Source organism: Brevundimonas sp. (assembly GCF_036677305.1).
Taxonomy (GTDB): domain Bacteria; phylum Pseudomonadota; class Alphaproteobacteria; order Caulobacterales; family Caulobacteraceae; genus Brevundimonas.
On sequence record NZ_JAKFEB010000209.1, the window covers coordinates 1 to 11,181 of the forward strand.

The 11,181-nt window shown below is 68.8% G+C and carries 16 protein-coding genes and 1 pseudogene; 1 reads left to right on the forward strand and 16 read right to left on the reverse strand.

From position 1 onward, the window contains the following. The 4 genes and pseudogenes from V6M42_RS12090 to V6M42_RS12105 form a co-directional block, all read right to left on the reverse strand. A pseudogene (locus V6M42_RS12090) lies at window positions 1–208 on the reverse strand (ABC transporter ATP-binding protein); the annotation flags it as partial. Next, window positions 205–768: a hypothetical protein gene (locus V6M42_RS12095; RefSeq protein ID WP_332678679.1), complete on the reverse strand. Its 564-nt coding sequence runs from the start codon at window positions 766–768 to the stop codon at window positions 205–207. The pseudogene V6M42_RS12090 and the gene V6M42_RS12095, both read right to left, overlap by 4 nt. Then, entirely contained in the window at window positions 765–1,265 is a 501-nt protein-coding gene (locus V6M42_RS12100; protein WP_332678680.1) for a hypothetical protein, read from the reverse strand. Before V6M42_RS12100 ends, V6M42_RS12095 begins: the two co-directional genes overlap by 4 nt. Window positions 1,266–1,297: 32 nt before the next feature. Then, window positions 1,298–1,609, reverse strand: a complete 312-nt coding sequence (locus tag V6M42_RS12105; RefSeq protein ID WP_332678682.1) for a hypothetical protein — start codon at window positions 1,607–1,609, stop codon at window positions 1,298–1,300. Between the two features lie 48 nt (window positions 1,610–1,657). Here V6M42_RS12105 and V6M42_RS12110 point away from each other — a divergent pair, with 48 nt between their 5' ends. Further along, window positions 1,658–2,323: a fused DSP-PTPase phosphatase/NAD kinase-like protein gene (locus tag V6M42_RS12110; protein WP_332678684.1), complete on the forward strand. Its 666-nt coding sequence runs from the start codon at window positions 1,658–1,660 to the stop codon at window positions 2,321–2,323. 3 nt (window positions 2,324–2,326) lie between these two features. On the opposite strand, the gene V6M42_RS12115 is transcribed toward V6M42_RS12110, so the two are convergent. The 12 genes from V6M42_RS12115 to V6M42_RS12170 form a co-directional block, all read right to left on the reverse strand. Then, window positions 2,327–2,554, reverse strand: a complete 228-nt coding sequence (locus tag V6M42_RS12115) for a hypothetical protein (protein ID WP_332658038.1) — start codon at window positions 2,552–2,554, stop codon at window positions 2,327–2,329. Further along, a complete protein-coding gene (locus V6M42_RS12120) occupies window positions 2,551–2,766 on the reverse strand; it encodes a hypothetical protein (RefSeq protein ID WP_332658039.1) in 216 nt (71 codons plus the stop codon). The genes V6M42_RS12115 and V6M42_RS12120 overlap by 4 nt, the downstream gene beginning before the upstream one ends. Before the next feature lie 69 nt (window positions 2,767–2,835). After that, window positions 2,836–3,084 carry a DUF4170 domain-containing protein gene (locus V6M42_RS12125; protein WP_332658040.1) on the reverse strand — a complete coding sequence of 83 codons (249 nt, stop codon included), beginning with the start codon at window positions 3,082–3,084 and terminating at the stop codon, window positions 2,836–2,838. 1 nt (window position 3,085) lies between these two features. Then, on the reverse strand, window positions 3,086–3,898 hold the full coding sequence (locus V6M42_RS12130; RefSeq protein ID WP_332678686.1) for an inositol monophosphatase family protein: 813 nt from the start codon (window positions 3,896–3,898) through the stop codon (window positions 3,086–3,088). After that, window positions 3,895–5,247: a TldD/PmbA family protein gene (locus tag V6M42_RS12135; RefSeq protein WP_332678688.1), complete on the reverse strand. Its 1,353-nt coding sequence runs from the start codon at window positions 5,245–5,247 to the stop codon at window positions 3,895–3,897. The genes V6M42_RS12130 and V6M42_RS12135 overlap by 4 nt, the downstream gene beginning before the upstream one ends. A 45-nt stretch (window positions 5,248–5,292) precedes the next feature. After that, window positions 5,293–5,700: an MAPEG family protein gene (locus V6M42_RS12140; RefSeq protein ID WP_332678690.1), complete on the reverse strand. Its 408-nt coding sequence runs from the start codon at window positions 5,698–5,700 to the stop codon at window positions 5,293–5,295. A 2-nt stretch (window positions 5,701–5,702) separates the two neighbouring features. Then, window positions 5,703–7,532, reverse strand: a complete 1,830-nt coding sequence (locus tag V6M42_RS12145; protein WP_332678692.1) for a M14 family metallopeptidase — start codon at window positions 7,530–7,532, stop codon at window positions 5,703–5,705. A gap of 54 nt (window positions 7,533–7,586) precedes the next feature. Beyond that, window positions 7,587–8,204 carry a hypothetical protein gene (locus tag V6M42_RS12150; protein ID WP_332678693.1) on the reverse strand — a complete coding sequence of 206 codons (618 nt, stop codon included), beginning with the start codon at window positions 8,202–8,204 and terminating at the stop codon, window positions 7,587–7,589. Next, window positions 8,201–8,827 carry a hypothetical protein gene (locus V6M42_RS12155; protein ID WP_332658046.1) on the reverse strand — a complete coding sequence of 209 codons (627 nt, stop codon included), beginning with the start codon at window positions 8,825–8,827 and terminating at the stop codon, window positions 8,201–8,203. Before V6M42_RS12155 ends, V6M42_RS12150 begins: the two co-directional genes overlap by 4 nt. A gap of 145 nt (window positions 8,828–8,972) precedes the next feature. Further along, complete coding sequence (locus V6M42_RS12160) at window positions 8,973–9,317, reverse strand: hypothetical protein (RefSeq protein ID WP_332658047.1); 345 nt, start codon at window positions 9,315–9,317, stop codon at window positions 8,973–8,975. A 117-nt stretch (window positions 9,318–9,434) separates the two neighbouring features. Continuing rightward, window positions 9,435–10,964 carry a UbiD family decarboxylase gene (locus V6M42_RS12165; RefSeq protein ID WP_332678695.1) on the reverse strand — a complete coding sequence of 510 codons (1,530 nt, stop codon included), beginning with the start codon at window positions 10,962–10,964 and terminating at the stop codon, window positions 9,435–9,437. 10 nt (window positions 10,965–10,974) lie between these two features. Next, a partial coding sequence (locus V6M42_RS12170; RefSeq protein ID WP_332678697.1) for a Pr6Pr family membrane protein occupies window positions 10,975–11,181 on the reverse strand: 207 nt, incomplete at its 5' end.

The following is an 11,181-nucleotide window of genomic DNA, read 5'->3' on the forward strand; positions in this document are numbered from 1 at the left end:
AAACCGGCTCTTCAAGATTCAGGAACAGGCCGTTGATGGCGGGTTCCAGCAATTTGAGGATGGCGGCTGTCATCAGGGCGGCCACGGCGGCGCATAGCATCGACAGGAACAGCGCCGCCTTGTGATGCGAAAGGTAGTCGCGCCAGATCCGCGCCAGCAGCGGGCGAAGGGGTTCCTTCTCGTCGTCGGCGGGGGCGGGCGGCGTCATGCGTCCGAGGTCGGACGGCTTGGGGGGGAAGTCAAGCAGGGAGGCGCGGGATGCGAGGCCCCGGAGAGGATGCGGCCGGAACGGCGGACAGGCCGTTTCCGCTGTCGTCGAGGAGGCGTCACGGCGTCCGAACGCGCCCATGCAGCGCGGCCGGCCGGCGGTTCTCCCGCCAGCATGCGCTCGCCGACGCCGAGCATCAGCGTCAGGTCGACGAGGTAACCAAGCCCGACAAAGGCGGATGCGACGGCCATGTAGAGCGTCGGCTCGAAGAGCGTGACGATATGCAGCCCGGACATCATCGCCAACGCCGCCAGTACGACGAACGGCCACCATCGATTCGAGCGGAAGCATAGCCACCCGAAGAACAGAAGCCTGACGCCGTCCAGGATCATCCGCGGCGAATGGTGGCCGTCGATCACCCACTTGAAGGTGATGACCGTGGCCAGGCAATGCAGGATCATGATCCCCGCGGCCAAGCGCTCGGCGGGTCCGCCCCGGAACCATGCGAAGGCATAGGCCAGGAAGCCCAGCCACATTCCGGCTACGCCCCAGATCGTCATGCGATCGCGGCCTTCGCGGTGTCGTCCCCGGGCGTCGCTTCCGGACAGGGGGCGGGCTTCCTGCGGTTTCGCCGGGCGGCCGTCGCGATATCCGCGCGCGCCCACGCCGCCCGGCCGGCCGGCGGCTCTCCGGCCAGCCAGCGCTCGCAGACGCTGAGCAGCAGCGTCAGATCGAAAAGATAGGCAAGGCCGATCTTGGCGGAGACCGCGCCATTGGGGGAAATGCCGGGATCGAACACCACCACGACATCGACCAGCGCCGAGAGCCCGAGGCCCACGGCCATCAGGAAGGGCCACCATCGGTTTGACCGGAAGCAGAGCCAGCCGAAGATCAGAAGGCGGACGTAGTCGGCGATCTGGCGGGGCAGATGCAGGCCGGCCTCCGGCCATTCGTAGGCGATGGACGTGACCGAGATCGCGAAATGCAGAAGCATCGTCGCCGCGACGAAACGCTCCGTTCGGCCGCCCCAGAGCCAGGCGACGACGTAGGCCGCCATGCCGAGACAAGTTTCCACCACCGCCCAGCTCGTCACGCGGCGCAGGCCTTCGCGGGTTGATGCGGGGTAACGACCGCCGGGTGGCGGGCCTCCTTCCGGTTTCGCCGGTTAACCGTCGCGGCGACCGCACGCGCCCAGAAATTCATGACCAGGACCAGGCATTGCACGATCCAGACCATCGCGGCGAAGCGTTCGACGTGTCCGCCCCGGACCCACGCCGTCGCGTAGATCGCCACCCCGAGCCAGAACCCGACCGACATCCAGATCGATATGTAGATGCAGCCCTCCTCGCTCGGCGCCAGAAACAGTTGTGGCAGATCATCACCCCGCCGTCTCGCCGGCAAGGCCGGCCGCCGGGTGACGCAACGGTCGGCAACCGCTATCTCCCCTCCATGGCGCGTTACGATCTCAGCACCCCGGGCGGACGGTTCAAGGCGCGGTGGGACTATGTGTGGAAGGATCACGCCTTCCTGCGCCGGTGGTTCATGAACGCCCACTGGCTGGGGCCGGATCTGGTGCGGACCAACCAGCCGTCGCCGCGCCAGCTGGCGTACTGGAAGGCGAAAGGGATCAAGACGGTCATCAACCTGCGCGGGGCGCGGGACGAGGCCTATTATGCCCTGGAGAAGGAGGCGTGCGCGCGGCTGGGGCTGACCCTGATCGATGCGCCGCTGGACTCGCGCGATCCGCCGCAGAAGGACCGGATTCACCGGGCGCGGGAGTTGTTCCGGACGATCGAATATCCGGTGCTGATCCACTGCAAGTCGGGGGCGGACCGGGCCGGGATGATGGCGGTCCTCTATCGCCACTTCCATCTGGGCGAGCCGATCAGCACAGCCATCGACCAGCTGTCGAAGAAATACCTGCACCATCGCGAGGGGCTGACGGGGGTGCTGGACTTCACGCTGGAGAAATACCTGCGCGAGGTCGAGCCGACGGGGGTCAGCTTCATCGACTGGGTCGACAGCGACGCCTATGACCCCAGGGCGATCCGGGCCGAGTTCAAGGCCGGCTGGTGGGGCACGGTCCTGACCGAGAAACTGCTGAAGCGGGAGTAGGTCTCAGCCCCACGGGCCGCGCGGCGCGCCCGGAGGCGGATTGGCGGCGTCGCCACCCTCGGCCGCGCGTTCGGCGTCGCGGCGTTCCTTGCGGTCGGCCTCCCAGCCGCGGAACCAACGGGTCCAGTCCCGATTGCCGCGCCAGGCGCCGATCCACAGGACCAGAACGAGCAGCAGCGAGATCAGGGAGGCGATTTCGGCCCCGTCGAAGGTGCGTCCGAACAGGGTCACGGCTGCAGATCCCGTGCGGGAGGAACGTCGGCCGCGAAGGTATCAGGCCGGCCGGTCGGGCGGGCCGGCTCGCCGGGGGTGACGGGATCGTTCCAGGCGGTGTCGCCGTCCTGCGGTCCGACGCGCGGCGCGGCCGGTTGCCGGCGGACGACCCAGAAGACGACCCCCACCGCGACGGCGAGGAGGACGAGGATGATCAGGGCTGAGGTCATGGGATTTCTCCGCTTTCAGGCGTGGCAGTATACGCCTGAAAGCGCCCTGGACCGAGTGCGGGTTCCGCCCTAGTGGCCGTGGTCGTCGCCGCGCGGGTCGATCATCCGGTGCGCGTGCAGGATGAAGTAGCGCATGTGGGCGTTGTCGACCGTGGCCTGGGCCCGGGCCTTCCAGGCCTTGCGGGCTTCCTCGTAGTTGGGGAAGGCGCCGACGAACTCGACCTTGGACAGATCGCGGAACACCGGGGCGTCGAGGTGGCGCAGCTCTCCGCCGATGACGAGGTGCAGCAGCTGGGGGGCGTCGGTTTCGGTGGTCATGTCAGGTCCGGTCGGGCTGGCGGGGCGCCAGCGGAATAGGCGCTGTGCGGCGCACGATCAACGGGTGAAGCGCCGGGGCGCTGCAGATCAGGCTGTTCTGCCGCGGATCGGGCTGGTTGAAGCGCCAGGCGACGCCGTGATGGTCGCTGACGCGGCCGCCCGCCTCCTCGACGATCAGGGCTCCGGCGCAGACGTCCCAGTCCCATTTGGGCGTCAGGGCGATGGCGGCGTCGAAGGCGCCGGCGGCGACCAGGGCCATGCGGTAGGCGATGGCGTTGCGCTTCTCGAACCGCATGGCGGGCCAGGGCTCGGGCCAGTGGGGGCCCTCCATCAGCCGGGCGTCGGCCAGCACCGAGGCGTCGTCCAGATCGGTGGTGTCCGAGGCGGTGATCGGCCGGCCGTTGAGGAAGGCGCCGCCGCCGCGCAGGGCGGTGAAGGTCTCGCCCAGGGCCGGGGCGTGGATGACGGCGGCGACCGGCTGGCCGTCCTCGACGATGGCGATGGGAATGCACCACCACGGCTTGCCCTTCATATAGGCGACGGTGCCGTCGATGGGGTCGACCACGATGAGGCGGCGCCGCCCGATGCGGGCGTCGGTGTCGGCGGTTTCCTCGGACAGCCAGCCGTGGTCGGGGCGGGCCGGCAGCAGGGCGTCCTTCAGCAGTTTGTCGACGGCCATGTCGGCCGAGGTGACGGGCGAGCCGCCGGACTTGGACCAGATCTTCAGCCCGGCCTCGCGTTCCGACAGGGCCAGTTCGCCGGCGGCGAGGGCCGCGTCGCGGATCAGGGCGAGATCGGCTGCGAGGTCGGTCATTTTCCGGCGATGGCGACGCCGTCGAACAGCAGGGACGGACTGTTGAACGAGCTGCGGAACTCGAGGTCCGAGCCGCGCTGCATGCGGGCGTAGAGGTCCAGCAGCTTGCCGGCCACGGTGACTTCGCTGACCGGATAGGCGATCTGGCCGTTCTCGAACCAGAAGCCCGACACCCCGGCCGACCAGTCGCCGGTGTTGGCGTTCAGCGACGGACCGAACATGGAGGTGACCAGCAGGCCGCTTTTCGCGTCGCCCATCAGGCCGGCCAGATCGAGCTCGCCGGGTTCCAGATGCAGGTTGTGGGTCGAGACCCCGGGCGGGCCGGCGAGGCCGCGCGAGGCGTGGCCGGTCGAGGCCAGACCCAGCTGTTTCGCGGCGGCGCTGTTCAGCAGCCAGGTCGTCAGGACGCCGTCATCAATGATTGATTGGCGGGTCACGGCGACTCCCTCGTCGTCGAAGGGGGTCGAGCCGAGGCCGCGCGGGCGGAAGGGGTCGTCGATCAGGTCGACGCCGGCGGGCAGGACCCGCTGGCCCAGCCGGTCCTTGAGGAAGGAGGTGCCGCGCGCGACCGAGGGACCCGAGATGGCGCCCAGCAGGGGGGACAGGACCTGACCGGCGACGCGGTTCTCGAAGATGACGGGCGCGGTGGTCGAGGCGATCTTGCGCGGACCGGTCCGGGCGACGGCGCGGCGGCCGGCCTCAAGGCCGATGACGTCGGCGGCGGGCAGGTCGGACAGGTGGCGGACGGCGCGGTTCTCTCCGCCGCGCTCCATGGCCCCGTCCTTCTCGGCGATGACGCCGACGCCCAGCGAGAAGGCCGAGCCGTGATAGGCGCCGTCGAACCCGTGCGAGGTCACCAGCCGCCAGCGGCTGGAGGATGCCGAGGCGTGGCCGCCTTCGGATTTCGCCACGCCGGGGACGGCGAGGGCGGCGGCCTCGGCCTCGGCGGCGACGGCCTCCAGTTCGGCGGCGCTGCGTTCGCTGGGGTCGTAGAGGTCGAGATCGGGGAAGGGACCGTGGGCCAGCCGGTCCTGCGGGGCGAAGCCGGCGTAGGGGTCTTCCGGCGCGAGCCGGGCCATAGCCACAGCGCGTTCGACCAGGCGGGCGCGGGTGGCGTCGGACAGGTCAGAGGCCGAGACGGTCGCCTGGCGCGCGCCGACGAAGACGCGCAGGCCGAGGTCGCGGCTTTCCTCGCGCTCGACGTCCTCGAGGGCGCCGTTGCGGACGCCGATGGACAGGGAGGCGCGCTCGGCCGAGACGGCCTCGGCGGCGTCGGCGCCGGCCCTCAGCGCGGCGGCGACCAGTTCGGGCAGGATGTCGGGAGAGGCGGACGCGGTACGGTCAGGCATGCCCCGATATGGCCGGGCCGCGCCGTCCGCGCAACGGCTCCGGCGTCAGATGCAGCCGAAAGCGCAGGCGATCAGGGCCAGTGCGCCGCCCGCCAACGTCAGCTGCGTCAGGATCATGCCGGATACCCGCCCGAACGAGGGCTGTATCTTCTTGCCCAGACCCCAGGCGTGGAGGAGGCGGCCGAGGAACATCGCTCCGCCCAGCAGGTGGATCCAGACCGGCTGGAAACCGAGCAGGGCCATCAGAAGCAGGATGATCAGCAGGGGCGGAATGTATTCCGCGGCGTTTCCGAACGCACGGCTGATCACCGTCATTTCCGAATTGGGACCATCGCCGAGCGACACCTTCAGTCGCTTGCGCGTGAAGATCGTCCGGAGCGACAGACCGATCAGGAGCAGGATCAGAAGGCCGCTCCAGAGGGCGACGGCCTGCAGGGCGGTCATGGCGGTCATGATCAGGTCTCGCGTCCCACCGGATAGAGCCGGTAGCGCTCATCATAGAACGGTGTTCGCTCATAGAACCACTGCAAACGCGCATCACCGTCTGCCGCGAAGGCGGGGTCGGCGGCCAGCTTGGCCTCGAACGCGGCCTTGAGCGCGGGGTCGGCGGCCATCATGGCCTCGGCGAGCGGGGCGATGGCGTAGCCCTCGATATATTCGACGCGGCTGAGCACCTCGGGGAACATGCCCCAGGCGAAGAAGCTCTCGCTGGATTGCGGCTCCAGCAGCAGGACGACGATGTCGCCCAGCGGCTGGTCGGTCGGCACGCGGACGGAGCCGACGGGGAAGGTCCAGTCGCGGCGGCGGGGCGTCACCGAGGTGACCGTGACGGCGACGTGGCCCTCGTTGTGGCGGGGCGCGACCTTCGGGTCGTCGAGGCTGAGCATCTCGACCGACACGGTGCGCGGGGCGTCGAGCGTCTCCATCGACACGCCGTGGATGCGCAGGCGTTCGATGATGTCGGTTCGGTACGACGGCACCCAATAGGCTTCGGGTCGTGCGAGCGTCAGCGTCGGCTTCGAGCCGAAGAAGGGCAGGGACCAGATCTCGGGATCCGCCTGGCCCAGCCAGCGGATTTCGCGGCGCCCGGAGGCGGGGCTGTCCCAGGTCTCGTAGCGAATGCCCTTGAAGGCGCGGGTGTAGGCCGGGGTCGGGTCGGCCTGGAAATTCGCCGGGATGGCGGCCGGGCGCAGGGCGCTGTCGGCGGTGATCGCCGCGCGCAGCGTGCGGCCCTCGCGGGCCAGCAGGCGCATGGCGTCCTCGAGGAAGACATAGGTCCCCAGCACGCGCTGCTCATAGGGTTTGAGGCTGTGGTTCTCGATCAGGATGGTCGGGACGTGGGCCGCCGCGCCCCAGCCGTTCGAGAAGCGCTCGCCCAGCCCGCCGTCGGACAGGCCGGCGCGGGGATTGCTGTCGTCGACGCCGAAGACCAGTTCGCCGGGGATATGGCCCCGGGCTTCCAGTCCGGCGTTGATCGCGGGCTTGAACACGTCGTTGAGCCATTGCGAGGTCGCGGGCGAGCGGGAATACGCTCCGTTCTCACCGTTGAAGCCGTAGGTGACGTCGTACTGGTAATCCATGCCGTCGGTGACGTGGATGTCGACGTAGAGATCGGGCCGGTATTTGACGATCAGGCCGCGCACCGCCCGCATCTCGGGCTGGTCCAGCTTGAGATAGTCGCGGTTCAGGTTCTGGTTGGTCGCCGTGTTGCGCCAGCCCTGGATGCGGGGCCCGCGCTGGTTGGGACGGGAATAGGCGCTGGCCCGCTCATGGCCGTCGACCGACAGGATGGGGATCAGGATCAGATTGACCCGGTCCAGCAGATCCGCCTTGCCGTTGAAGGCGATGTCGCGGAGCAGCATCATGCCCGCGTCCTTGCCGTCGATCTCGCCCGGATGGATGCCGGCCTGGGCCAGCAGCACGGGCTTGGACGGGTCGAAGGCGGCGCCGTCCCTGGTGGCGATGACGGCGTACATCGGACGGCCCTCGGGCGAGACGCCGAACTGTTCGATGCGGATCAGGTCGGACGCCGCGTCCAGCCGGTCGAACCAGGCGCGGGTGTCGGCGTAGTTCGGGCTGAAGTCGTGGCCGGGATCCGTCTCGAAGGCCGTGACCCAGGGGTCGGAGGCGCCCCGCAGCAGGGCGCGGCTGGCGCCGTCCCAGGCGGGCGCGGGCGGCAGGAAGGGCTGATCCCACGGCGCGGCGTTGGGAACGGACGGAGACTGGGACATGGCGGGACTCGAGGACAGGGCGGCCAGGACGGCGATCAGAAGGGCGGGGCGCATGGAATCTTCCTCGGCCAAATGTGGCGGCCCGACAAGCCGTTCCGTGCGGCGGGCTCAGACGGGCGGGGCCCAGCCCCCGGCCGTGATCAGGGCGGCCGCCGATCGCGCCACGTTCCAGACGCTGTAGGCCAGAACCAGCACCAGGGCGGCGACGGCCACCCTTCGCCAGGGCGCGAAGGCGGCGGTGGCCGTTCCCACGACGAAGATGGCCATGCCGATCCACAGCCGGGGCACGGCCAGCTCGGCGAAGCCCGCATTGGTCGCGGCGAGACCTGTGAACAGCGCCGCGACGATGGCGTTGGCGGCCATCACGCAGGTGAAGACCAGCCGCCGATGGGCCCAGAAATGCTGGTCCAGGTCGATCCGGTCGCTGACGCCTTCGGCCGTCACGCGCGGGAAGGTGATGCTGGCGGCGACGTAGAAGGTGGCCGCGACCGCCAGACCGAGGAACAGAAGCGACAGGTTGAACGGCGCGCCGCGGAAGATGACCCAGGCCTGGGACCAGAAGGTCGCCACATCCATGGCGACGAAGATCGCCAGCATGGGAGTCAGCCAGCCGAACCGGATCCGGTGGCGTTCATGCAGGACCCGGGCGAACCCTCCGACCAGCTCGGCGACCGACAGGCCGAGCAGCAGGCCGTAGAAGCTGAAGAAGAATTCGAAGGCGCTCATCGGGCGGCGGCGTCAGCGGCGGGCGTTTCCCTGTAGGCGTCCACCATCAGGTCGGGGCGGGCTGCGGAAATACCGGCGATGAGCAGATAGATGACGATGTGAACCCCGATGAGCGCTCCGAACACCCTGGGTCCGGGGGTGAAGGCGGCGGGCACGACGAGGGCCGCGTAGAGCGTGAGATTGGTGGCGTAGGTCACGATATGCAGCATGCCCCCTTCGCGGCCCAGGTTGGCGAGCAGCATGACGAGGCAGGCGATGATATTGGCTGCGACCGTCAGAAGCAGGACCACCCGCCGGTTGGCCCAGAAATGGTCGTCGAGCGACTGGCCGTCGTCGAGGTCGTGGGGGAAAACCAGCGACGCGGCGATGAAATAGACAAGGGCGATGACCAGGCCGGCGACCAGCAGCCCGTAGCTGAAGGACAGATGTCGGAAACTGACCCAGGCCGAATCCCAGAAGCTGGCGATGTCGAGGCCGACGAACAGGGCCAGAAGCGGGGTCAGCCAGCCGATGCGGATCTTCTTGCGATGCTGGATGGCCGTCGCCAGACCCGTGGCGATGACGGCGACCGACAGGCCCAGCAGCAGGCCGTAGAAGCTGAAGAAGAATTCGAACGCGCTCATGCCGGGCCCCACCGATTCTGTTCGACACTATGGACGGATGGACCCGCGCGTCACACCCGATCGATCCGCGCGCCGAAGGCGAGGGCGGGCGCTGCGGTCAGCGACCCGCAACGCCGCCGTGGGACGGTACCCGGTCGCGGGCCGATCAGCGGTTCTTCTTGGCCTCGAGCCGGGTGACGACGGCCTCAAGCTCGGCGCGGCGTGCGGTCTGGGCGTCGAGCCAGGTCTGCTGCTCGGCGGTCAGGCTGCCCTGGGTCTCGCCGGCGGCCCGGACGTCGGCGATCTGTCCATCGATGGTGTCGATCTCGCCCTGGGCGTCCCACAGCTGATTTTCCTCGGCTTCGGTCAGCCGCGGCGGCGCAGGGCGGGCGCGGCGGGTCGGGGTGGCCCGGCTGCGGCCGGTGAGCACCTGGGCGTCCGACACCGTGGGGATCGAGACGACAGGCATGGCCATGACGAGAGCGGCGGCGAGCACGAGAGCTGATTTCATCGGGACGGTTCCATGGGAGGTAAGGCCGAACCGGAACGTTAGATTACAGCTTCGTCATGTGGAAAGCGTTTTTTGGACACATTCCCGCCAGCGCGCCCAGGCTGTCGCCGCGTTGCATCATTTCCAGATCGGCGTTCCGTCACCCGGCAGGCCCAGGCTCTCCCAGATTTCGGACACACGCGAAACGACATCCTCGTCCATGCGGATTTCCTGGCCCCATTCGCGCTTCGTCTCGGGCGGCCATTTGTCGGTGGCGTCGAGGCCGATCTTGGAGCCGAGGCCGCTCTCGGGGCTGGCGAAGTCGAGATAGTCGATCGGGGTGTTCTCGATGACGGTGATGTCGCGCGCCGGATCCATCTTGGTGGAGATGGCCCACATGACCTGTTTCCAGTCGCGGGCGTCGATGTCGTCGTCCACGACGATGACCCACTTTGTGTACATGAACTGGCGCAGATAGCTCCAGACGCCCAGCATCACGCGCTTGGCGTGGCCGGGATAGGCCTTCTTCATCGACACCACGGCGATGCGGTAGCTGCAGCCCTCGGGCGGCAGCCAGAAGTCGGTGATCTCGGGGAACTGCTGGCGCAGCAGGGGGATGAAGACCTCGTTCAGCGCCTCGCCCAGCACCGAGGGCTCGTCGGGCGGACGGCCGGTGAAGGTGGTCAGATAGATGGGGTCTTTCCGCATGGTGATGGCGGTGACCTGGAAGACCGGGAAGGTCTCGACCGAATTGTAGTAGCCGGTGTGGTCGCCGTAGGGGCCCTCGGGCGCGTGCTCGTCGAACAGGACGTGGCCTTCCAGCACGATCTCGGCGTTGGCGGGGACCATCAGGGGGATGGTCTTGCAGGGGACCAGCTCGGCCTTGGCGCCGCGCAACAGGCCGGCGAACTGGTATTCCGACAGGGTGTCCGGCACCGGCGTGACGGCGGCCAGGATGGTGCCGGGATCGGCCCCGAGAACGACGGCGCAGGGCAGGGGACCCTTCTTCCCCGCCTTCTTGTGCCGCGCGTAATGCTGGGCCCCGCCGCGATGGGCGAGCCAGCGCATGATGGCCTTGTCCCTGCCCAGCACCTGCATGCGGTAGATGCCGAGGTTGAAGTCGTCCTCGCGGTCGTCGGACGGCCCCTTGGTCACGACCAGACCCCAGGTGATCAGCGGCGCGGGCTCGCCGGGCCAGCAGCCCTGGACGGGGAGGGAGGTCAGGTCGATCTGGTCGCCCTTGAGCACGACCTGCTGGACCGGGGCCGACTTCACCACCTTGGGCCGCATCGACATGACCGTCTGGGCCAGCGGCAGCATCTCCATGGCGTCGCCGAGGCCGCGCGGCGGGGTCGGGTTGCGCAGGAAGGCCAGCAGTTCGCCGACCTCGCGCAACTCTGCGGCGGTGGTGCGGGTCTTCTTCTCCATGGTCACGCCCATGGCCACGCGCTTCACCGTGCCGAACAGATTGGCGAGGCAGGGGATGGGGCTGATCGAGCCGTCGGGCATGACAGGCTTTTCGAACAGGACCGCCGGGCCGCCGTTGCGCAGCAGGCGCGTCTGGATCTCGGTCATCTCCAGATGGGTGGAGACGGGTTCGGAAACGCGAACCAGTTCGCCCTCCGCTTCCAGTATCTCGATGAAGTCGCGCAGCGATTTGTAGGCCATGCGGCGAGGCTTAAGCGGGCGCGGGCGTCCTGTCACGCCGGGCGAGGCTGCGGTCTATCGCCACGAAGGCGAAGCCGGCGACCAGCAGCAGGATCAGCAGGGCGGCGACCACGAGGGCGGAACGGGCGAGGCCCAGCTGCGGCAGGTTCAGGAACCAGTACGGCCACCAGCCGGTCGCGAAGCCGTGCGCGGCCGTCCAGACGAAATAGACCAGCGG

Bases quoted from the DNA above. Each gene is read 5' to 3' on its own strand.
- V6M42_RS12095 (WP_332678679.1), bottom strand. From the start codon at position 768: ATGACGATCTGGGGCGTAGCCGGAATGTGGCTGGGCTTCCTGGCCTAT.
- V6M42_RS12100 (WP_332678680.1), bottom strand. From the start codon at position 1,265: ATGGCGGCCTACGTCGTCGCCTGGCTCTGGGGCGGCCGAACGGAGCGT.
- V6M42_RS12110 (WP_332678684.1), top strand. From the start codon at position 1,658: ATGGCGCGTTACGATCTCAGCACCCCGGGCGGACGGTTCAAGGCGCGG.
- V6M42_RS12120 (WP_332658039.1), bottom strand. From the start codon at position 2,766: ATGACCTCAGCCCTGATCATCCTCGTCCTCCTCGCCGTCGCGGTGGGG.
- V6M42_RS12125 (WP_332658040.1), bottom strand. From the start codon at position 3,084: ATGACCACCGAAACCGACGCCCCCCAGCTGCTGCACCTCGTCATCGGC.
- V6M42_RS12130 (WP_332678686.1), bottom strand. From the start codon at position 3,898: ATGACCGACCTCGCAGCCGATCTCGCCCTGATCCGCGACGCGGCCCTC.
- V6M42_RS12135 (WP_332678688.1), bottom strand. From the start codon at position 5,247: ATGCCTGACCGTACCGCGTCCGCCTCTCCCGACATCCTGCCCGAACTG.
- V6M42_RS12140 (WP_332678690.1), bottom strand. From the start codon at position 5,700: ATGACCGCCATGACCGCCCTGCAGGCCGTCGCCCTCTGGAGCGGCCTT.
- V6M42_RS12145 (WP_332678692.1), bottom strand. From the start codon at position 7,532: ATGCGCCCCGCCCTTCTGATCGCCGTCCTGGCCGCCCTGTCCTCGAGT.
- V6M42_RS12150 (WP_332678693.1), bottom strand. From the start codon at position 8,204: ATGAGCGCCTTCGAATTCTTCTTCAGCTTCTACGGCCTGCTGCTCGGC.
- V6M42_RS12155 (WP_332658046.1), bottom strand. From the start codon at position 8,827: ATGAGCGCGTTCGAATTCTTCTTCAGCTTCTACGGCCTGCTGCTGGGC.
- V6M42_RS12160 (WP_332658047.1), bottom strand. From the start codon at position 9,317: ATGAAATCAGCTCTCGTGCTCGCCGCCGCTCTCGTCATGGCCATGCCT.
- V6M42_RS12165 (WP_332678695.1), bottom strand. From the start codon at position 10,964: ATGGCCTACAAATCGCTGCGCGACTTCATCGAGATACTGGAAGCGGAG.